The organism is Actinotignum sp. usb-actsch-rep-73 (assembly GCF_059082735.1).
Genome location: NZ_JBHNPV010000066.1, coordinates 1 through 20,439, shown reverse-complemented (window position 1 = coordinate 20,439; position 20,439 = coordinate 1). Strand labels below are relative to the sequence as shown.

Sequence of the window (20,439 nt, the reverse complement as noted above, 5' to 3'; positions counted from 1 at the left end):
CGGCGAGCTGGACGCTCAAGCGAGCGCAACAACATCCAGCCGTCCTCGCCAGCATCATCAGCCAAAGACAACAAGACCATCTTTTCGAGCACATCAATACCGTCGGTTAAACCAAACGCCCACTCAATCGCTTCCAAACTCACAACGCGCCCCCTAACAGCAAGCGGGCTGACCAGCAGCCCGAATCAGACCACCGCCGAGCCTCAATAAGACCCGAACGCTCTAAAGAAGAAATAGACGCTTCCACACGAGACAAGCTCAAACCCGTCACACCCGACACCAACGCCGGATCAACACGAACAGCACCATCGCCATCCGCCTTCCACGCCAACCGAAGCAAAACCAACTTGTCACTCAACCGACGACACTCAACCCGCCAAGCCCACTGAACAGCCTCAGCACTCACCAGACCCACCACCAGACAGAACGGCCTCACCGCTTGCAATAACGCCTGTGTCAAGACTTATCGCCAAATCAATACGCGTTGAGTACTCCATAATGCTTGCGCCCGCAGTGCACATACGACCGGCCAGCGCTTGAATCTCGCGGAGGGCTTTCTCGTCTTTGATAGCCCATACGAGGTCATACAACTTACTAATCGCGCTGGCCGTATCCTCGGTTTCCCGCACCGCATCGCGCAACGAAGCGATAAGGCTCTCGTATGACTCCCGGCTTGGTTTATTCGGCATCATCAAACCCACCGCCAGACAGAACGGCCTCATTGCGGACGGGAACGCGCGTCATTAGCTTCTCAATGTCTGCCCGCTCAAAAAAGCGTCGCCCGTTAGGTAGTTCCACATACGGAATAAGACGATCGCGCGCCCACCGCGAAACGGTTGCGGCGGAAGTGGATGGCAAAATTTGCGCCGCTTCACGAGCCGTCAACAAGTCACTTGTGTACTGTTTGTGCATCTGATGTACATTCATGCGCATATCAAATCACGCACTTTTCAAACATGCAAGCACATCTTGTGCATTACGTGCACATCTGATACTATTGAGACATGAGTCAAGGAAGAAACGAAACTCGGCTGAGTCACGATCTTGCACTGGGCATGACTGTAAATCAGCAAATGTTCGCCCAGCGCATCACTCGGAAAGAGTTGGGCGACGCCATTGGAATCTCCCATGCAACAATGAGCAGGAAACTAAATGGCTACGTTGCATGGACAGCTGAAGAGCTCAGTCTCGTTGCTAACTACCTGAATGTTGAAACGTCCGACTTGCTACCCAAGCCAGACTGTGAGGGTGGCTGGATACCGGCTCCATTCGTCCCCGGATATGCGAAAACCCCCGCTCTCGCGGGGGCAACTCAGAGCCACCTGTGGGAATCGAACCCACGACCTATTCATTACGAGTGAATCGCTCTGCCGACTGAGCTAAGGTGGCCTGTCCGCAATCCCCACAGGGGCGTTCGGACAACGGTATAACCATAGTGTGCGCCACGGGTTTGCCGCAAATGACTACCCAGATTAACCGTTTGGATATTCCTCACATGCGAGGCCGCCCACAATCCGACGACCATCCCACCCGGGGGGCGGAGCCGATCGGCCTCGTGAATCAGGAGGCGGTCACGAACAACTCAAACCGTTGGCCGGAACTGTCCCGTCGACCAAGTAGCCTTCGACTGCATCCACCACGCACGTACTGGCCTTCTTCGAATAGGCGGTGTGCGACCAGCCTTCAACCGAGACCAGCACACCGGACTCCAACTGAGACGCCAAGTTCTGCGCCATCACATACGGAGTCGCAGGATCATGCGTCGTCCCCACCACGACAATCGGCGCGGCCCCCTTCGCACTCACCGGCTGGCGAGCCGCATGATCAGTCGGCCACGCGCTCAGACCGGCCGACGCATACCCCGCATCCGTGCCGAAGACCGGGAGTGTATCAGCCAGTTTCTCAGCAGCCTGCGCCCACTCTTCCGGGGTGCCAACCGGCTCATAATCAGCGTTATTCACCGCGATCAACGCATCCATCGAATTCGACGCGAACGTACCATCATCCTGGCGCTCACTGGACAAGTCCGCGATATACAGCAACTGCGAACCGTCGCTATCCTGTACCGCCTGGCGCACCGCCTCGGTGAGGACAGAATACGAATCGGACGAATACAAGCCCGTAATAATTCCCGTCAACGCCAGATTACGCGTCAACGGACGGTCAGGATCCGAAGTCTCAAGTGGCTGATCGGCGACAGCATCAAGGAAGGCCACAAGATCAGCGACCGCGTCATCAACGCTTCCGCTGAACGGGCAATCCTTCCCCGCAACACATTCTTCAAGCCAATGGCGCGCGGACGCTTCAAAACCTTCCATCTGAAGATCCGACACCTGGTTGATATCCATCGCTGGATCAATCGCACCATCAAGAACGAAACGCCCCACCTTGTCAGCGAACATATCGGCGTAGAGCGCGCCAACGAACGTGCCGTAGGAATACCCAAGGTAGTTCAGCTTCTCTTGCCCAAGAATTGCACGAGCCATGTCGAAATCCTTCGCCACGGACACCGTATCGATGTGCTTGTAGACGTTCCCGGACAGTTGCTGGCAACCATCGGCGATCCTGGCGCTCAGCTTTTCGGCGTGCGCGATGATCTCAGCGGGATCCATAGTGCGACCGGAGACACCTTCGCCAGCAGTCCCGCCATCGCCCAGCGTGCCATCCGTCGCGTAGGCATCACGCTGGGCATCCGTCATGCAGATCGCGGGGGACGAGGCGCCAACGCCACGAGGATCCAGAGCAACGATGTCATAAGTCTTCACAACCGCATCGCCCAAACCATCGTTTACTTGGCCGACCAGTGACGACACGGCAGCGCCACCCGGACCACCAAGATTGTAGAAAAGCGCCGGAGCATCCTCGACCCCACTGCGATGCACTGCGATCGACAGCGTAATTTGCTCGCCTGAGGGCTCGTCCCAGTCCAGTGGCGCGTACAGCGTTGCGCACTGATAGTTCTGCGGATCGGAAGGAGGCACCGACGAACCGTCGGAAATCTGTTGTGTCGAGCAATCGCCCCAGTTGATTGTCTGACGATAGAAATCATCGATCGATGTGCCCGAAACGGCGTTCGGTTCGGAGGGGCGGATGGAGCTCTCGGAATAGCGGAAGCTGTTAATCAGGAGCATTGCCGCGTTCACAATGAACGGCAACGCCAAGACAACGACGCCAACAATCGCAACAATCGCTATTCGACGCTTCGACTTCACAATCATAGGACAAGGATATGGGAGTCCTCGTCGGAGTGAGTGCTTGGGCTGACGTTAAGCCTGGGGACGAAGCGATACTGCCATCGCTTCGAGCACAAGAAGTGCCTGTCCGTTCGACACAAGGCGCTTGCGGGCTTCTTCAATTGCGGCAACGCGACCCATTGTCTGACGAGGCGTCGAATCGGACGCCAGTTCGTAAACCAAATCTTCAAGATCAGCATTCACCAACTGTTGACCGGTCCCCAACTGCACCATCAGCACATCGCGATAGATCGCGAGCAAATCAACGAGCGCACGATCTAACGCATCGGTCAGAGCGCGCTTGGAACGACGCTTCTGGTCGTCTTCCAGTTGTTTGAGCATCACTCTTTGCTGACGGTCAGGTCGCTCGGATTCGTCCATGCCGAGCTGGCGAAGCAAAGCTGCTTTCTCGCGCGCGTTTCGTTCAAGAGTCTGCGCATCAGCTTGCGCCTGCGCTGTCTTCAAAAGACCTTCGGCAGCGAAAACTGCTTCTCCCACGGAGCGAACGCGAACCGGTGCGGTCATAATCTGACGACGGCGCTCACGCATTTCAGGGTCTTTCGCCAGCGCCCTCGCCAACCCGATATGCGACTGGGCGGTGCGGGCGGCGCTGATCGCGCTCTGCCGGTCTGCCACGCCTTCCCTGACAAGCAGGTCAGCGACCGCTTCCACGGATGGAATACGGAGCCCAAGGTGACGGCAACGCGAACGAATCGTCGTAATCATGTCTTCTGGGCTGGGAGAACACAGGAGCCAGACGGTGCGAGCGGGCGGTTCTTCAATGGCTTTCAGTAGCGCGTTCGCGCCGGCTTCAGTCAGACGATCCGCATCTTCAACGATGATGACGCGCCAACGTCCCTGCGAGGGTGCTGACTGAGCGTGGAGAACCAGAGAACGCGCGGTATCGACAGAAATGACGCTGGCTTCTGTGGCCACAAGGTGCACGTCAGCATTCGATCCGTTCATCGTTGTTATGCAACCTGGGCAGTGTCCTGCACCCATGTCGGCTTCGGTGCATTGGAGGGCTGCCGCGAATGCCCTGGCAGCAACCGAACGACCCGAACCGGGCGGTCCGGTAATCAGCCACGCGTGGCTCATCGCGCGAGAAGCGTCATCGCCGGCCGAATCGATATCGTCATCGGAGGGGCCGGCTGAAGTGCGATCCGCCTGGGAGGGATCAACAGACGCGTGCGCATGTTCCCCATCGACGAGGCCACGCGCACCTAGCGCAGCACCTCGAAGGATCTCGACGGCGGCTTCTTGGCCGACGAGTTCATCCCAGACGTGTGCTCCACGGAGCGCCATTAGGCTTTATCTTCTTCTGCGGATGGCCACAGGGGTGCCTGTCCTGCGAGGATTCCAAGCATTGACTTCTTCTTCGATGACTTCGAAAACTTAGCGCCGGACTTTGTCTTGGCTTTCGGCGCCGAGTGCGACGCCACCTTCGCATTATCCGTGGTCAACGGTTCGGCAGATTTATCGACCGGTCGAGAAGGTTGATCGACGGCGGTTTCATCATCCACGTGTTGAACGACGCCAGAGCCGAAGCGTTCTTCAAGAACACCACGGATTTCGGAGAAAACTTCGTCGGGCGTGCCAACGCCGTCGATCACGATAATGCGTTCAGGTTCAGCATCGGCCAAACGCAGGTATTCGTGGCGGACGCGCTCATGGAAGTCCATGGATTCGCGTTCCATGCGGTCGGGTGCGTCCGTGCGACGACGGGCTCCCACCTCTGGAGGCAGGTCGAGCAGGAAGGTCAGGGTCGGATCTAGGCTCTGGGTTGCCCACATGGACAGGGAACGAATTTCGTCAACACCAAGCGATCGAGCGGCCCCTTGATACGCGAGTGACGAATCGATATAGCGATCAGCCAATACGACCTCACCGGCTGCAAGAGCTGGACGGATCAGGGTAGCAACGTGGTAGGCGCGATCTGCTGCATACAGTAGGGCTTCGGTCTGAGGATCGATGTCTTCGGGACCGTTTTGAACCATCTGACGGATCTGAACGCCAAGATCGGTACCGCCGGGCTCACGGGTGACCTTGACGGTACGACCACGCTCGATAAACCAGTCACGAACGCGCTGGATCTGCGTTGATTTTCCAGCTCCGTCGCCACCTTCGAAGGTGATAAACACACCCTCAGCGCTCATCCCCATACTCCCGTCTACCGTCATGCTTTCAATCGTCGCATGACCTGCCCTGTTTTGGAACGAAGACATGTGTTCGTCGCATGCACGTCACTGCAGGCCCCGGTGTTCAGTTCCTGCCGATGCGCACCGGTCGACCACTACTTCGTTGTCTTCTTTGCAGCAGTTTTCTTTGTTGTTGTCTTACGTGTCGTGGTCTTCTTTGTGCTCGACTTCTTCGCGGTCGCACGACCTCGCTTCGGAGCCGGACCCTTTGCACGCTTATCGGCAAGTAGCATGAAGGCACGTTCTTCGGTCAGGTCTTCGACGCTTTCTGCACGAGGCACCGTCACGTTCGTTTTTCCGTCTGTCACGTACGGACCGAAACGACCGTCCTTCACCGTGACCTTCTTACCGGACACCGGGTCTTCACCGAACTCGCGAAGCGGTGGCTTTGCAGCGCCTCGACCGCGAACTTTCGGCTGAGCGTAGATCGCAAGAGCCTCGTCCACCGTGATCGTGAGCAACTGTTCTTCCGACGCCAGCGTGCGCGAGTCGCTCCCCTTCTTCAGGTACGGACCATAGCGACCGTTCTGAGCGGTAATCACTTCCTGCGTTTCTGGATCAACACCGACCTCGCGCGGAAGCGAAAGCAGTTGGAGAGCCTGTTCAAGGGTCACCGTCGACAGGTCCATGCTCTTAAACAGCGATGCGGTTCGAGGCTTCGGTGCAGCCTTCTTGCGCCCCCTCGTAGTCGTGGCTTCTGTTTCTTCCGGTTCGGGAAGAATCTCGGTGATGTAAGGGCCGAAACGGCCGTTTTTTGCCACCAGTGTGTGACCGGTTTGCGGATCAACACCCAGCTCGCGACCATCATCTGCAGCAAGAGCGAACAGTTCGGAGATCTTTTCGGCGTTGACCTCATCGGGAGCAACGTCTTCGGGCAGGTTGGCGCGCGTGCCATCAGCCTTTTCAAGGTACGGGCCATAGCGACCCACGCGAACAACCACGTCATCACCGACAGGCTGCGAGTTCACGGCGCGAGCATCGATATCGTCGCCGAGTGATTCGACCTGATACTTCAAGCCGTCTTCATCGCCCTTGCCATTTGCACCCAGGTAAAAACCGGTGAGGAAGTCAGCACCCTTTTCTTCACCGGTAGCGATGCGGTCAAGATCCGTTTCCATAGACGCGGTGAAGTCGTAGTCAACCAATCCAGGCAGGCTCTCTTCCAGCAGACGCATGACCGAGAATGCCAACCATGTCGGCACAAGGTACTGACCGCGGTGCGTGATGTATCCGCGGTCACCGATCGTCTGGATCGTTGCCGCATACGTGGAAGGACGACCGATGCCACGCTCTTCCATAGTCTTGACCAGAGTTGCTTCGGTGTAGCGACCCGGAGGCTGAGTCTCGTGTCTTTCAGCGATCGCTTCCACGACGTTTGCACTATCGCCTTCGGAGACGTTCGGCAGAGTTGCTTCTGCTTCACTGTCCTTTTCAGCGTCGTAACGACCCTTGTCACGGCCTTCTTCGTAGGCCTGACGGAAGCCGGGCTCGGTGATGACCGTGCCAGAGGCGGAAGAAACAACAGAGTGCGCACCATCGGATGTGACAACGTCGGTAGCAACACGAATCGTCGCGGTAAAACCGACAGCGTCGGTCATCTGCGAGGCAACCGTACGCTTCCAGATCAAGTCATAGAGAGCCAACTGCTGACGGCTCAACTGACCTGCAACCTGTGCGGGGGTACGGAAGTGATCGCCGGCGGGACGGATAGCTTCGTGAGCTTCCTGAGCTCCCTTCGCAACCTTGCCGTATACACGAGGCTTCTCGGGGACAGAGGCGGCACCGTAAAGTTCTGCGGCCTGCGCTCGAGCCGCGGCAATGGCTTGGCCGGACAGTACAGTCGAGTCGGTTCGCATGTAGGTGATGTAACCGGACTCGTACAGAGACTGAGCGGTACGCATTGTCGACGAGGCATTCCAGTGCAGCTTTCGCGAGGCTTCCTGCTGCAGTGTGGACGTCGTGAACGGCGCTGCCGGACGACGACGATACGGCTTCTGCGTGACCGAATCAATAACCGATGTCGTGGATGCTTTCAACGCGGTGGCGAGATCTTGAGCGAGTGTCTCGTTCAGGTGCAGGACGTCAGCCTTTTTCGACTTGTCCTTCAGAACACCCTTCTCGCTGAAGTCGGAACCTGTTGCTATGGATCGACCATCAACGTGCGTGACCTTCGCGTTGAACGCGTCGCCTGCTTCGATGCGGGTCTGGATTGACCAGTATTCAGCGGAAATGTGGGCAATACGGTCACGTTCACGATCCACGACCAGACGGGTTGCCACTGACTGCACGCGACCAGCCGACAAGGAAGGACGGATCTTGCGCCAGAGCAGAGGCGAGACCTCGTAGCCGTACAGGCGGTCAAGGATTCGGCGGGTTTCCTGCGCATCGACGAGCGCCGTATCGAGCTCACGAGTGTTCTCAAGCGCGCGACTAATCGCTTCCTTTGTGATTTCGTGGAAGACCATACGCTTAACCGGCACCTTCGGTTTCAACACCTGCAGAAGGTGCCATGCGATTGCTTCACCTTCGCGGTCCTCATCAGTTGCCAGGAAGAGTTCGTCGGCTTCTTTCAGCGCACGCCTGAGTTCGGTGACCTTTTTCTTCTTGTCCGGGTTGACCGCATAGTAAGGGGTAAAACCGTGCTCGACATCGACGGCGAAGCGACCGTAGGGGCCCTTCTTCATGTCGGTCGGAAGCTCCTTCGGCTGAGGCAAGTCACGAATGTGCCCAATTGATGCGGTCACATGGTAGTCGGGACCTAGGTATCCCTCGATGGTCGCAGCCTTCGCGGGAGACTCCACGATGACCAGCTTTGACGCTCCCATGACTCACCCTTTCGGTGCCTAATTTGAATTTAACGAAAATCGTCGCGCTTGCCTGACCTTACAACGGACCCGGCAAATTTCGCGCACTGTCCACTCGGTGTCAACGAAAGTCCACTAGACGGTCGACTGCTTGCTACACGTCGCAACTTCAAGCATTCCTGCCCGAATCAGGGCTCGAAGCGGAGTGTCGACTTCCGCGCGAACGTCTGAGATTTCACGGTCAGTGAGCATCGCCACGGCCGCACTGATCTGCCCGACCTCTAGTTCGCCGTCGCACGCCCCAACAATCGCTGACACGGCGGTACCGACCATGATGGATCGTCCAAGTCCACTGCCCTGATGCATGATCATGACGTTCGGATCAGGGGTACCTGGAACAAAGTGGCGTTCTTCAGTCACGTCATCGGCACGAACCAGAGTCAGCGCACCAAGATCGTCCGGAAGGCGCAACGCATCCAACGTGCGCTCGACATCTGCTCCTAACGGCCTGCGCCCAGTGAGTTCAAGATCGAAGTGCTGGATTCCGCGAGCGCCACCCGCTTCGTCCGCGTCCAGTCGTCGCATGGCAACAAACCCCATGCCGACTGCGCCGACGTTCGCACTGTCAAAGTCGGCGAGCCATTTCGCGTATGCGATTTCTCGCTTCGAATCTACGAGGCCGGAAGGGTCCTCGACACCGACCATCACTCCGGATTCGCCAATGTCCAGTTCAGCATCCGCTTCAGAATCCGCGTCGTGGGGATCAGCATCTTGAAGCCACATTTCCACGTACTGCGCGGGGTCCAAGACATCGCGCTGGACAATCCACGCGTCCACGGGCCGGTCGGAGAACCACGGCTTCAGACGATCTGACCACCCAGAATCGGGATCCACATCCGCGGGGATCTCCCAGTTCCCAATCATCTGCATATACCCGCCGGGCAGCAGATAATCTGGGCCCGCCTGGATTACGGTGCGAACTAGTTCGTCACGACTCATCCCGCCATCGCGATATTCCAGCAGATCGTCGCCATCTCCGCGCAGAACATCAGGAGTAATAACGAAGGGAGGGTTCGTCACGATCAGATCAAAGGTCTGTCCAGCAACGGGTTCAAAAAGCGAACCCGCACGCACATCAATCTGCATGTCATTCAACGCCGCATTAAAGCGTGTGAACTGGCACGCGCGCTCTGACAGGTCAGTCGCCACAACACGTTCACAATGAGTTGCCAAGTGCATCGCCTGGATTCCGCAACCACACCCCATATCAAGGGCAGACGTAAAGGGCTTTCGGATCGTCATCTCAAGCAGACTGGTGGATGCTCCACCCACACCCAACACGTGGTCAGGGCGAAGAGCTCCGCCTGTCACCATTGACGTTAGATCCGAGGCAATCCACCAATTCAGCTGTCGAGTCGAATCAGAATCTGACCCACCGCCGACCATAACGTCGGGAATCACAGCGCTGTAGGGGCGCAGGTCAACCGTCGCGCGGTAGCGCGACGGAGAGCTCGAGTCGGCCACGGGTTGCACAAGACCCAGCGACACGGCACCGGCGACGCCACACGTGGGAAGTGCCTGATCCAGCTGCTGGCCCGCCACCGTATCGCCCAGCATGAAGAGCCTGGTCAAAACAGAGATCGGAGCGGTCTGAGCACGCAGTTCAACCAACGCAGGCACACGCTGTTCACGCCCCAAGGCTGTAAGAGCACGTTGCGACACAACCTGCTTCAGAGCATCGACGCTCCAGCCGGCATCATCAAAGTCAGAGTGCAGACACGCGATCAGTGCCGGATCAACGATCGGCGTATTGGCAACAGCCACTTCGGATTCGTTCATGACACCAACACTAGTTGCCACCATGGACAAATCGAATTGCACAAACCGCGCCCTGTGAACACGCAAACTTGTATCCACAAGCGCGGCCTCGTCACTGAATCACCAACGACCAGCGGAAAGCGATCGTACTCAACCCAACCACGCACCAACTCCCTGCGCACCCACTCCCACCCGTCCTCGCTACACGCAGGCACCCCAACGCTGGCATGATGAGACGTACACACCGTCTACTTCAAGGACAAACATGGCCGGCGGACTCATCGCACTTCTCGACGACATTGCCACGCTCGCGAAAGCAACAGCATCATCCCTCGATGACATTGCTGTCGGCGCCGCAAAAGCATCGTCGAAAGCCGTTGGCGTCGTCATCGACGACACCGCCATCACCCCGCAGTATGTAGCTGGCCTTGACCCGAGTCGTGAAATCCCGATCATCAAGAAGATCGCGCGCGCATCCCTTATTAACAAGCTCGCCATCATCCTGCCGGTCGCATTGATCCTCACCTGGCTGGCCCCCTGGCTTCTGCCTGTCATCCTCATTATCGGTGGCTCGTATCTCTGCTTCGAAGGCGGAGAAAAAGCTCTCGCCAAGCTCCACCTCTACCCCGAACACGTTGACCACAAGGACTCAGCGACCTCCGTTACTCCTGAAGAAATTGAGATGGGCATCGTTTCTTCCGCCACTCGCACTGACCTGATTCTTTCCGCGGAAATTATGCTTATTTCGCTGGCCGGCGTCACCACCACCTCCAACCTCGTCAAAGTTGGCATCATGGTCGGTGTCGCCTTCTTCATGACCTTCTTCGTCTACGGAATCGTCGCCGTCCTGGTCAAAATGGATGACCTTGGTCTACGCCTCGCAGAAAAGAAAGGTGGCATTGCGAGCTTTGGACGAGGCCTCGTTTCCGTCATGCCGAAGGTCTTCACCGTCATCGGAATCGTCGGCACGGTCGCTATGCTCTGGGTCGGCGGACACATCGTCATCTCCTCCCTCAATACCCTCGGCTTCACCGTGCTCCATCACATCGTCGAGCACGGCGTCTCCTACGTCGAACACCTCGGTGGCGCCGCCGCATGGACCGCCGAAACCGTCCAATCCGGCATCTTCGGCATGATCTGGGGCATCGTCCTGGCCTACATCTGGCTCGGGTTTTCCAGTGTCATCAAGCGGGTGCGCCACACCAAGTGAGGGCATCGACGAGGCCCCAACGCAACACCTCCATCAGCAGAGGCGAGCTCGCGCACCAATTGCGCCAAGACCTACGACAGGCGGGCGCGGCCTCGTGAAACCACACCCGTTGCACCCAACGCGCGTTTTATTCCCAGCCGGCAATGGCTGAAACCTCACGTCCATGTTCCACCGTTCCCGTAGCAAAAGGGGACTAAAGCCCTGTACCCTCGAAAGTGTGAACGGCAGTCGCGGCACTGCCATAAATACCTAACGAAGGAGACGCAATGACCGTCTACACGCTCCCCGAGCTCCCCTACGACTACGCAGCACTCGAGCCGCACATCTCCGGCACAATCATGGAACTGCACCATGACAAGCACCACGCAAACTACGTCGGTGGCGCAAACACCGCCCTTGAGAAGCTCGAAGCAGCACGCGAATCCGGCGACTTCGCCGCCATCAACCTGTACGAGAAGAACCTTGCGTTCAACCTCGGTGGCCACACCAACCACACCATCTTCTGGCAGAACATGACCCCCGACGGCCAGGGTCGCCCCGAAGGCGAACTCGCCGCAGCAATCGACGAATACTTCGGCTCCTTCGAGAAGTTCCAGGGCCAGTTCGCAGCAGCGGCTCTCGGCCTGCAGGGCTCCGGCTGGGGCATCCTCGCATGGGATGCACTCGCCGGCCGTCTGGTCACCTTCCAGCTGACCGACCAGCAGGGTAACATCCCGGTCGCCACCGTCCCGCTACTCATGCTGGATATGTGGGAGCACGCCTTCTACCTCGACTACCAGAACGTCAAGGCAGACTACGTCAAGGCATGGTGGAACATCGTCAACTGGGACGACGTCGCAGCACGCTTCGAGCGCGCCCGCACCCAGTACACCGGCCTGGTTGTCGCCTGACGCCTGCCTAGTCTCTGACTAACAAAGCAGAGCCCCGGACCTCGTAGAGGTCCGGGGCTTCGTGCTTCAATCAGAGGGTGCTCAGAGCAACGCCAGCATCGTCGGCGAGACAAGCTTCAGGACATTGTTGCGTCCCTCTTCAGCCGTCGGAGCATCCAGCGCATACGCAGCCATCTGCTGGCAGGTCGCCAGGTCGTGCAGGCGAAGAGCGGCGCGAACAGCGTTCACCTTGGTCGGTGCCATCGACAGGGAGCCAACACCCAAACCTGTCAAAACCAGCGCTAACAGCGGGTCGCCACCGGCTTCACCGCAGACACCGATCGACTTGCCTGTCGAACGACCACCTTCACAGGCGAACTTGATCATCTGCAGGACAGCCGGCTGCCACGCGTTGAGCAGCGGAGCAAGCTCGCCGTCCATGCGGTCAGCGGCCATCGTGTACTGCGTCAGGTCATTCGTGCCGATCGAGGCAAAGTCAACGATGGACAGCATCTGGTCTGCGCGGATAGCGGCCGCGGGAACTTCGATCATGATGCCGACCTTCGGCAGGCCCACGCCACGCGCCTTGTCGGCGAACCACTGGGCTTCCTCAAGTGTGGACACCATCGGTGCCATGACCCAAAGGTCAGCCTTCGTGGCCTCGTAGGCGGCAGCCAAAGCAGTCAGCTGCGTATCAATCAGGTCCTCGCGAGCCTGGCAGAGGCGCAAACCGCGACGGCCAAGCGCCGGGTTTTCTTCCTTGCCAAGATCCGCAAACGACAGTGGCTTGTCGGCGCCGGCGTCAAGCGTGCGCACGACAACACGACGGTCACCGAACGCCTGGAGAACCTTGGTGTAGGTTTCCGTCTGTTCTTCTAACGAAGGCGCATCCGCGCGATCGAGGAACAGGAATTCGGTACGGAACAAGCCGGAGCCTTCAAGGTCGAACTTAGCTGCGCGTTCAGCGTCATCGACCGTGCCGATGTTGGCGAGAAGCTTGACCTTGTAGCCGTCGTAGGTCGCACCTTCACCGGACGAGCCGGCAAGCGCGGTAGCGCGATGACGCGAGCGCGCTTCAAGAAGCTCAACTTCTTCGTCGGTCGGATTAATGATGACTTCACCGACGCCACCGTCAAGGGCGAGCATGTGCCCTTCGGTGATATCGAGGATGCCGGTAACCTTCACGATTGCCGGAATACCAAGCTGAGCGGCCAGAATCGCGGTGTGCGACGTGGGGCCACCGATTTCGGTGATGATGCCCTTGACCTTCTCAGGGTTCAGGGTTGCAGTTTCAGCGGGTGCCAGATCGCGAGCAACCAGGATGACAGGCTCATCGAATGAGGGAACGCCGGGAGCCGGAAGTCCGCGCAGTTCACACATTGCACGGTCGCGCACGTCGTACAGGTCGGTGGCGCGTTCCGCCATGTACCCGCCCAGTCCGCGGAGCATTTCGGCGTATTCTTCGACAGCTGCTTCGACTGCGGCAGTCACACCGAAGCCCTTCTTCAGCTTCTTGTCGATCCCCTTTGCCAGACCGCGGTCTGACGCGAGTTTGGCGGTGGCTTTCAGGATCGGCTTCGACTCTTCGGGAGCCGTTTCCATACGTTCTTTGAGGCTGTTGCTGACTGTTGCGAGAGCCTCGCGCACACGGGCACCGTCCACCTCGGGATCAGTGCAAGCAGGTTCGTTCGTATCAACGCCGGGTGCTGGGCGCACGATCGCTACCGGAGCAGCGGCTGTTCCGGCTGAGACGCCGATTCCGTGAAGGACTGAGTGTCCGGTGCTCATGCTCACTCCTGGTCGAGATCGCGCGAAAGCAGTTCGGCCAGCGAGTCGAGAACAGCGCCAGCGTTGTCATCTTCGGTGGACAGGGTGACTTCGTCGCCGTGCTTGACACCGAGAGTCATGATTTCGAGGAGCGATGCTGCGTCTGCTTCTTCACCGTCGAACGAGATAACGATGTCGACACCGGATTCATCAACGGCATCGGCAAGGATGGCAGCGGGGCGCGCGTGCAGACCAACGGAGGAGGCGATGACAACAGAACGAGAGATCATGAGGTTTTCCTTCCAACCCGGGTATGTCCATCGTTGGACATATTGACCCTTGCCTTTATCGTAAAAGGAATTATCGTGCCTGTCAGCACACTTTCATGGTGCAATTGCGCGACCATTGTCACGTCAGCGCCTTCCGCCTTCTTCCCCATTCACGAGGCCGGCCACACTTTCCTCACCCACAGCCAAGCCGAGGGCCGACTACACACCGCACCAAGATGCCCAGACTCGTCCCCTTTTTTGCCTGCTTAACACGGACTTGACCAAGTATTCTGCGCGTCAGGCACACGTTCAACAGGCGACGAGATGAGTAGTCAGTAAATAGGCTCACACTTCGACAGAAGTCCATATGGTCTGCACACATCAACATCTAAAATGAACCGAACGACCGCCAGCAAAACAAGGACCTAACCCGTGAAGTCACACTCCGAGCCCACCCTGGCCGACGTAGCCAAAGAAGCCGGCGTCTCATTGACCACCGTGTCGCGAGTCCTCAACAACCGCGGATACCTGTCCCAGACAACAAAGGACCGCGTCGGCGACGCGATCGCGAAACTCGGATACCGTCCCAACCAGCTCGCACGCGCACTCCACGGCAAAAAGTCCGACACCATCGGATTGATCGTCCCGACTGTCGCACTCCCCTTCTTCGGCGAACTCGCCGTCGAGATTGAAAACGCCCTTGCCGAACAGGGCTACCGCATCCTTATCTGCAACTCGATGGGACACGCGGACCGTGAACGCGACTACTTGAACCTACTGGTTGGAAATCGAGTCGACGGTATTATTTCTGGCGCACACAACGAAGCGCTCGAGGAATACCAAACGATACGCATGCCACTGGTCACCATCGACCGCGAGCTCTCACCCCGGATCCCTAACGTTCGTTGCAACAACGAAACCGCCGGATACGACGCCACCAGGCGCTTGTTGGACGCAGGCTGCCACCGACCGGCCCTGCTGACCTCGCGCTCGCACCCGAAGAACCTGCGCGAGCACGGATATCGTCGAGCCCTTGGCGAAGACGGCGTTGAACCGGTCATTCTGGAAGTTCCCTTCCACACGGATTCTGCGATCCGCCAACTGGCCGTCAATGAATGCCTCAACTCTGTCGCCGAAGAAATCGATGGCGTTTTCGCCACCGATGACCTGGCCGCGGCCGAGGTCCTCGAATGGGCACGCCTGCACAACCTGACCGTTCCAGGCGACCTGCGAATCATCGGCTTCGATGGAACCCAGGCTATTCACCGCGCTCTTCCCGGACTGACCACGCTACGCCAGCCCCTCGATCTGATTGCCCGCAAGGCCGTCGAGATCCTGCTTGCGCAGATCAACGGTGAAACTAGCAGCGAGGCCCACGGCTCTGCCGACACATCCGATGATTCTCACGACCGAGCGACTGGCGGAAGCTACGAGTTCCCAGTGACTGTGATTGAAGGCTGGACCGCGTAAGCACACATCTCATTTCAATCGAATCAGGGGCACTGACAACCGTCAGTGCCCCTTCATTATTCGCACTCAGATCACACACACGACGGGGAGAAGGCCGTAACCTTCTCCCCGTCACGTGTCAGGAATAAAACCCGATTAGGCAGTTACTTCCTTCGGCTGTGCCTCAAGGAAGGTATCGTTCGTGGAAACGGTGCCCGTGCCGGAAAGCTCGACGGAGTCAAACTTCTTCTTATTGGTGACGACAACCGGGGTGATGGTGTCGTAACCGGCTGCGCGGATACCGTCCCAGTCAACCTCGGCGAGGACATCGCCACGACGGACCATGTCGCCCTTGGCGACGCGGGGGGTGAAGCACTTGCCTTCAAGCTTGACCGTGTCCATACCAATGTGGATCAGGACCTGCATGCCGGATGCGGACTTCAGGCCGTAGGCGTGGCCGGTCTCGAATGCGACCGTGACCTTGCCGTCAAACGGTGCGACGACTACGCCACCGGCGGGAATAATTGCTGCGCCCGGGCCGAGCATGCCCTTGGCGAAGGACTCGTCCTTGACTTGCTCGAGCGGGATGATTTCACCGGCGAGAGGTGCGGTGATGGTGTAGTCGGTGTCTGCGCCTTCGGCGTATTCAACGATCTTGGCTTCTGCGACGCCAGTAGCTGCAGGTGCAGCTGCGGCGGCAGAATCGGCGGATGCTGCGACTGCGCCACCTTCGGCCAAGTCCACCTTGCCTCGCGTTGAGGCATAGGCGAAGGTGGCACCGAAGGATAGGGCAAAGACGAGGATTTCAAGGAGCAGGTACATCGGGATGTCGTTCGGGATGATCGACACGAAGCCGACGAAGCCTGCTGCACCGAGTGCCTGGCCACGAACGTCGAAGAGTGCGACGCCGGCGGAGCCGATTGCTGCAGCAACCATGCCGACGTAGAAGGGCCAGCGCAGGCGCAGGTTGACACCGAAGATTGCGGGTTCGGTAATACCGAAGACTGCGGACGCGCCGCCGGCGCCGGCGAGGCCCTTCAGCTTGGCATCGCGGGCCTTCAGGAAGACAGCGAGGGCTGCAGCACCCTGAGCGATGTTTGCCATGGAGGCGATCGGGAAGATGAAGTCACCGATGCCACCATTAACGGGGAGTAGCGGGATTTCAACTGCCGGGAAGGACTGGTGCAGGCCGGTGACGACGATCGGCGAGTAGAAGAAGCCGAAGATCAGGCCACCGATTGGGCCGAGCGTGGAGTAACCCCAGTTGATGCCGTTGGTGATGCCTTCTGCGAGAACGCGGGTGATCGGGCCGATTGCGATGAATGCAAGAAAGCCGGTGAGAAGCATGGTGACCAGCGGGGTGACGAGGAAGTCAACGGTGCCGGACAGGCGCTTGTGCAGCCACTTTTCGATGACGCACATGACGAAGGTGACGGCGAGGGTCGGGATGACCTGCGCCTGGTAGCCGATCTTGGCAACTTCCATGCCGAAGAGGTGCCAGTATTCAACCTCTGCGTCGCCGGCAAGTGCCGCACCGGTATTCCATGCATTGAGCAGGTCGGAGGAGATCATTGCCGCGCCGATTGCCGCACCGAGGTAGACGTTGCCACCGAAGCGCTTTGCAGCGGAGAAGCCAACCAGGACAGGCAGCGAAGCGAATGCTGCCGACGAGATCATGTTGATCAGGGAGGCGTAGTCAGCGATGGCCGGGAACATTCCAACGACGGACTGTTCGCCGAAAAGGCCTTCAGCGGTCAGAACGTTGTTGATAGCCATCATCAGACCGCCGGCGATCAGGGCGGGGAGGACTGGAACGAAGATGTCAGCGATCATCTTGATGAAGCGCGAGAAGAGGTTGCCGGACTTTGCGGCTTCTTCCTTAGCTTCATCCTTGGAGACCTCGCGGACGGAGTGGTTTTCGACCATCTTGCGGTAGACGTTGTCGACATCGCCGGGACCGACGATGATCTGGAACATGCCACCTGCTGCGAAGGTGCCCTTGAGGTCTCCATTCGCGTCGAGGGCAGCCTGGTCAATCTTAGACTCGTCGACAATAACGAGTCGCAGGCGGGTTGCGCAGTGTGCGGCTGCGCTGATGTTATCGGCACCTCCGACCGCTTCTACAACTTCGGACGCCACCTTGGCGTAATCCATTGCCATCCACGTTCCTTTCTCGGTGGGCCAGGCGCGTGTACAACGTCGTCGTTCACTACCGGGCTATATAGCAATCGTTTGACATACTATGTGCGCCATACGCCTCAGCGCAAGGGCTTTTGTCTCATTGTTATGTGGACTTTTCGCCGAACTGACGCGCAAAAATGTGCGCTTACCACCTCAGCAGTGATGACCTGCGGACACATTCCAGCCGAAGCCCACCCAGATTGTCGATTCACGAGGCCGCGCACACATCTCACATGCCACCCTTTACTTGGCGCGGACACCTTTCAGTCCAGACGAGCCCTGCATATGTTTGTCAGAGTTACAGAACACGATTCACATCGCGCTTCGAGCCCAGCTGCTTCACCGTTCAAGAAGGAGCGGAAGGTGAAGGCCTTGCGACCATCTCCGAGGAAGATTTCAGTGAGAGACCGGTCGTGGATGATCTCAATATGCTCCGACTCTTCATCCGCGAGGGTCACGGTTCGTATATCTCCATGTGAGTAACGCGAGTCGGAGCGATCAACGGTCAGGGATGACGGACTCAGTGTCACATTCACTCCCGCCCCCTTTGAGCCGATGACGAACGTAATGGAGGTGGCCTCGTCGGATGAAGTAGCGGAAGGTGCGTTGAACTCGACGTCAGCTGAGAACCTCCACGAACGCGAACCCGCGAGAGTCTCCACTTCGGAGTCGAATGACAGCGGCAAGCCGGGCAGGTAGGGACGCTGAACAAGCACGCCGTCAACCAACACCAGCTGTCGCGGAGAGGTCAAGCAGTGCACCCACCCTCCGGTTTCGATCGAGGGCTGGTCATCTTCGCTGGCGTTGCCGGCCCAGCCGACAAGAAGCGCGGGCTTCTCGTCACTCCATGCACCCCACGCAGTGTCAGTACGCGCGTAGACCTGGGGAGCGTAGAACTCGAAACCGCGGTCAAGCTCGGTAAATGATCCGTCACACTCGGTAAATTCTGTGCCGACCAGTTTTCCGACGATGTAAATGCAGGGGAAGATGTTTTCGTAGCCTTCGACGTCGGGGGCGATGCCCTGGGGACAGAAGATGAGGACGTCGCGGACTTCACCACTGACCTCATCGCTCAGGCGAACGAGGTTCGGGCATTCCCACATGTAGCCGAAGGCGTCGAATGTGCCGTTCGCATCGGGGAAGGTCATTTCTCCTTCACATTCCCAGGTACGCAGGTTGCTCGAACGGTAGAGAAGGGCGGCGCCGGTTTCGTTTTCACGTTGCACGCCGAGGAGCATGCGGTAGCTACCCGGCACTTCGGGATCGGCCCAGACCTGCGGGTCGCGGAAGTGAGCGGTATAGCCGTTGGGCTGATGGCCGATAATCGGCGGAACAAGCTTGGTGAACGATTTCATGTCGGACGTGATGACGACGCACTGGGTCGCTTCGCGCTCACCGGTCTGAGGATCCTTGTAGTTGCCCGTGTACCAGAGTTCCACGCCCTCTTCGGTCGCGATCGCAGTACCGGAGTAGGCGCCGTTTGCGTCCTGGTGAGTGTCGGGCAGGATCGCAGGTTTCAGGTATTCCCAGTTCACGAGGTTCTTCGACGTCGCATGACCCCAGTAAACAAGCTTCTTCGGATACTCCGGGGTGTACTGGAAGAAGGCGTGGTAAGTGTCGCCAACTTTGATCAGGCCGTTCGGATCATTGAGGCGCCCAACTGGCGGAGCGACATGAAATTGGGGGTAGTCCGCGTCTTCGCAGGCGTGAGAGCGACGTTCAGCATTGAGTGCAAAAGCCAGGAAATCCTCAGTCATTCTTCGAGACTAGCAAGTATGTCACTCGTTTGACAGAGGCTTTCGGTCATACCTTTACACACACCTCGAATCAGTCGGCCCGAATCGGGAAGCACGCCACTTATTCAATTCCAGCAATTCGCGAGGCAGCACCGCAGGCGCGACCCCACGATCAAGATCACGCGACACCGTCTCAACCAAAGCGTGAACAAGCGCGGACAAGGCCCGTAATTCCGTCATATTCGTCGCCGAATCGAACGAGCGAACCTCAATCGTTCCACAGCCCGGCGATGGGCGAACATCCCAGCGAACCTCGTTGAAATTCACGATCCCGCCCGCGCGCTTCAAACGCTCCTCAAGATCTTCGACCTGCTCCCACGAATCCAACAGGTGTGGCAAGCCAGCGGTCGGCAGGCGTGGAGATCCGGAATGTCGCCCGCGAAAATCCGCCTGCGGATGCGAAAAAGCTGGAACGCAGGCAGACTGGAAGTATGGAATTTATACTTCGACTCATTGCAACCATGGCTGGCATCTGGGCCGCGACTCTGATTGTGCCGTCGATCAATTTCACCGACGGAACGTCACTAGCCTCCACTCTGATCGCCCTTGCGGTGATCGCCTTGATGTTCACTCTGGTGAACTCCCTGATCAAACCTTTAGTGAAGGTTCTGACCTTCCCCCTGTACATCCTGACCTTCGGTTTGTTCGCCATCGTTACCGACGCCCTGCTGTTCATGCTGACCGGCGCGCTTTCAACATCCGTTGGCATTCCCTTTGAAACGGGTGGCTTCTGGGCAAGCTTCTTTGGTGCTGTCATCACCGCAATCGTCTCGTCTCTTGTTGCCGGCTTGATTGGCGCAAAGAAGGACAAGTAGTCCGCGTTCGGTCAGATGACAATGTGAACC

General features: G+C 58.3%; 18 protein-coding genes and 1 tRNA gene. 5 read left to right on the top strand and 14 right to left on the bottom strand.

Annotated features, from left to right (window positions below; all coding sequences use genetic code 11):
* Positions 1–139: 139 nt before the first annotated feature.
* Genes AC5RE1_RS05125 through AC5RE1_RS05115 form a run of 3 tightly spaced genes read right to left on the bottom strand, consistent with a single transcriptional unit; the run spans position 140 to position 927 of the window.
* On the bottom strand, positions 140–358 hold the full coding sequence (locus AC5RE1_RS05125) for a hypothetical protein (protein ID WP_131367597.1): 219 nt from the start codon (positions 356–358) through the stop codon (positions 140–142).
* Positions 359–395: 37 nt separating this feature from the next.
* Positions 396–692: a hypothetical protein gene (locus tag AC5RE1_RS05120; protein WP_006680496.1), complete on the bottom strand. Its 297-nt coding sequence runs from the start codon at positions 690–692 to the stop codon at positions 396–398.
* Entirely contained in the window at positions 679–927 is a 249-nt protein-coding gene (locus AC5RE1_RS05115) for a helix-turn-helix domain-containing protein (RefSeq protein WP_493938427.1), read from the bottom strand. Before AC5RE1_RS05115 ends, AC5RE1_RS05120 begins: the two co-directional genes overlap by 14 nt.
* A gap of 77 nt (positions 928–1,004) precedes the next feature.
* On the opposite strand from AC5RE1_RS05115, the gene AC5RE1_RS05110 reads away from it, so the two are divergent.
* Positions 1,005–1,361 carry a helix-turn-helix domain-containing protein gene (locus AC5RE1_RS05110; protein WP_493938428.1) on the top strand — a complete coding sequence of 119 codons (357 nt, stop codon included), beginning with the start codon at positions 1,005–1,007 and terminating at the stop codon, positions 1,359–1,361.
* Here AC5RE1_RS05110 and AC5RE1_RS05105 read toward each other — a convergent pair.
* The 6 genes from AC5RE1_RS05105 to AC5RE1_RS05080 all read right to left on the bottom strand — a co-directional run bounded on the left by AC5RE1_RS05105 (position 1,317) and on the right by AC5RE1_RS05080 (position 10,074).
* Positions 1,317–1,389: transfer RNA gene (locus tag AC5RE1_RS05105), tRNA-Thr, on the bottom strand. The genes AC5RE1_RS05110 and AC5RE1_RS05105 overlap by 45 nt on opposite strands.
* A gap of 182 nt (positions 1,390–1,571) precedes the next feature.
* Positions 1,572–3,218 (bottom strand): alpha/beta hydrolase, encoded by a 1,647-nt coding sequence (locus AC5RE1_RS05100; RefSeq protein WP_493938426.1) that lies wholly within the window; start codon positions 3,216–3,218, stop codon positions 1,572–1,574.
* 48 nt (positions 3,219–3,266) lie between these two features.
* Complete coding sequence (locus AC5RE1_RS05095) at positions 3,267–4,538, bottom strand: DNA polymerase III subunit delta' (protein WP_179370035.1); 1,272 nt, start codon at positions 4,536–4,538, stop codon at positions 3,267–3,269.
* A complete protein-coding gene (tmk, locus tag AC5RE1_RS05090; RefSeq protein ID WP_179370309.1) occupies positions 4,538–5,389 on the bottom strand; it encodes a dTMP kinase in 852 nt (283 codons plus the stop codon). The genes AC5RE1_RS05095 and tmk overlap by 1 nt, the downstream gene beginning before the upstream one ends.
* A 137-nt stretch (positions 5,390–5,526) precedes the next feature.
* Complete coding sequence (topA, locus tag AC5RE1_RS05085) at positions 5,527–8,256, bottom strand: type I DNA topoisomerase (protein WP_179370036.1); 2,730 nt, start codon at positions 8,254–8,256, stop codon at positions 5,527–5,529.
* Between the two features lie 114 nt (positions 8,257–8,370).
* Complete coding sequence (locus tag AC5RE1_RS05080; RefSeq protein ID WP_493938425.1) at positions 8,371–10,074, bottom strand: DUF7059 domain-containing protein; 1,704 nt, start codon at positions 10,072–10,074, stop codon at positions 8,371–8,373.
* A gap of 244 nt (positions 10,075–10,318) precedes the next feature.
* On the opposite strand from AC5RE1_RS05080, the gene AC5RE1_RS05075 reads away from it, so the two are divergent.
* Positions 10,319–11,263, top strand: a complete 945-nt coding sequence (locus tag AC5RE1_RS05075; protein ID WP_179370037.1) for a DUF808 domain-containing protein — start codon at positions 10,319–10,321, stop codon at positions 11,261–11,263.
* 266 nt (positions 11,264–11,529) lie between these two features.
* The gene (locus tag AC5RE1_RS05070) at positions 11,530–12,153 is read left to right on the top strand and encodes a superoxide dismutase (RefSeq protein WP_006680505.1); all 624 of its coding nucleotides are present in this window, start codon (positions 11,530–11,532) and stop codon (positions 12,151–12,153) included.
* Between the two features lie 81 nt (positions 12,154–12,234).
* Here AC5RE1_RS05070 and ptsP read toward each other — a convergent pair whose 3' ends face one another.
* A complete protein-coding gene (gene ptsP, locus AC5RE1_RS05065) occupies positions 12,235–13,920 on the bottom strand; it encodes a phosphoenolpyruvate--protein phosphotransferase (protein ID WP_179370038.1) in 1,686 nt (561 codons plus the stop codon).
* A 2-nt stretch (positions 13,921–13,922) separates the two neighbouring features.
* On the bottom strand, positions 13,923–14,189 hold the full coding sequence (locus AC5RE1_RS05060; RefSeq protein WP_006680507.1) for an HPr family phosphocarrier protein: 267 nt from the start codon (positions 14,187–14,189) through the stop codon (positions 13,923–13,925).
* Positions 14,190–14,600: 411 nt separating this feature from the next.
* Between AC5RE1_RS05060 and AC5RE1_RS05055 the strand changes: the two genes are divergently transcribed.
* Entirely contained in the window at positions 14,601–15,638 is a 1,038-nt protein-coding gene (locus AC5RE1_RS05055; RefSeq protein WP_179370039.1) for a LacI family DNA-binding transcriptional regulator, read from the top strand.
* A 135-nt stretch (positions 15,639–15,773) separates the two neighbouring features.
* On the opposite strand, the gene AC5RE1_RS05050 is transcribed toward AC5RE1_RS05055, so the two are convergent.
* The 3 genes from AC5RE1_RS05050 to AC5RE1_RS05040 form a co-directional block, all read right to left on the bottom strand.
* On the bottom strand, positions 15,774–17,777 hold the full coding sequence (locus tag AC5RE1_RS05050) for a sucrose-specific PTS transporter subunit IIBC (RefSeq protein ID WP_493938424.1): 2,004 nt from the start codon (positions 17,775–17,777) through the stop codon (positions 15,774–15,776).
* Between the two features lie 284 nt (positions 17,778–18,061).
* Positions 18,062–19,555 (bottom strand): glycoside hydrolase family 32 protein, encoded by a 1,494-nt coding sequence (locus AC5RE1_RS05045; RefSeq protein ID WP_179370041.1) that lies wholly within the window; start codon positions 19,553–19,555, stop codon positions 18,062–18,064.
* Between the two features lie 54 nt (positions 19,556–19,609).
* Positions 19,610–19,948, bottom strand: coding sequence for a glutamate-cysteine ligase family protein (locus tag AC5RE1_RS05040; protein WP_480939264.1), 339 nt, complete (start codon positions 19,946–19,948; stop codon positions 19,610–19,612).
* A 77-nt stretch (positions 19,949–20,025) separates the two neighbouring features.
* Between AC5RE1_RS05040 and AC5RE1_RS05035 the strand changes: the two genes are divergently transcribed.
* Positions 20,026–20,409 (top strand): phage holin family protein, encoded by a 384-nt coding sequence (locus tag AC5RE1_RS05035; protein WP_179370043.1) that lies wholly within the window; start codon positions 20,026–20,028, stop codon positions 20,407–20,409.
* Positions 20,410–20,439 lie beyond the last annotated feature (30 nt).

Excerpts from the sequence above, each read along its gene's own strand:
- AC5RE1_RS05120 (WP_006680496.1), bottom strand. The coding sequence starts at position 692 with ATGATGCCGAATAAACCAAGCCGGGAGTCATACGAGAGCCTTATCGCT.
- AC5RE1_RS05115 (WP_493938427.1), bottom strand. The coding sequence starts at position 927 with ATGAATGTACATCAGATGCACAAACAGTACACAAGTGACTTGTTGACG.
- AC5RE1_RS05110 (WP_493938428.1), top strand. The coding sequence starts at position 1,005 with ATGAGTCAAGGAAGAAACGAAACTCGGCTGAGTCACGATCTTGCACTG.
- AC5RE1_RS05100 (WP_493938426.1), bottom strand. The coding sequence starts at position 3,218 with ATGATTGTGAAGTCGAAGCGTCGAATAGCGATTGTTGCGATTGTTGGC.
- AC5RE1_RS05095 (WP_179370035.1), bottom strand. The coding sequence starts at position 4,538 with ATGGCGCTCCGTGGAGCACACGTCTGGGATGAACTCGTCGGCCAAGAA.
- tmk (WP_179370309.1), bottom strand. The coding sequence starts at position 5,389 with ATGAGCGCTGAGGGTGTGTTTATCACCTTCGAAGGTGGCGACGGAGCT.
- topA (WP_179370036.1), bottom strand. The coding sequence starts at position 8,256 with ATGGGAGCGTCAAAGCTGGTCATCGTGGAGTCTCCCGCGAAGGCTGCG.
- AC5RE1_RS05080 (WP_493938425.1), bottom strand. The coding sequence starts at position 10,074 with ATGAACGAATCCGAAGTGGCTGTTGCCAATACGCCGATCGTTGATCCG.
- AC5RE1_RS05075 (WP_179370037.1), top strand. The coding sequence starts at position 10,319 with ATGGCCGGCGGACTCATCGCACTTCTCGACGACATTGCCACGCTCGCG.
- AC5RE1_RS05070 (WP_006680505.1), top strand. The coding sequence starts at position 11,530 with ATGACCGTCTACACGCTCCCCGAGCTCCCCTACGACTACGCAGCACTC.
- ptsP (WP_179370038.1), bottom strand. The coding sequence starts at position 13,920 with ATGAGCACCGGACACTCAGTCCTTCACGGAATCGGCGTCTCAGCCGGA.
- AC5RE1_RS05060 (WP_006680507.1), bottom strand. The coding sequence starts at position 14,189 with ATGATCTCTCGTTCTGTTGTCATCGCCTCCTCCGTTGGTCTGCACGCG.
- AC5RE1_RS05050 (WP_493938424.1), bottom strand. The coding sequence starts at position 17,777 with ATGGCAATGGATTACGCCAAGGTGGCGTCCGAAGTTGTAGAAGCGGTC.
- AC5RE1_RS05045 (WP_179370041.1), bottom strand. The coding sequence starts at position 19,555 with ATGACTGAGGATTTCCTGGCTTTTGCACTCAATGCTGAACGTCGCTCT.
- AC5RE1_RS05035 (WP_179370043.1), top strand. The coding sequence starts at position 20,026 with ATGGAATTTATACTTCGACTCATTGCAACCATGGCTGGCATCTGGGCC.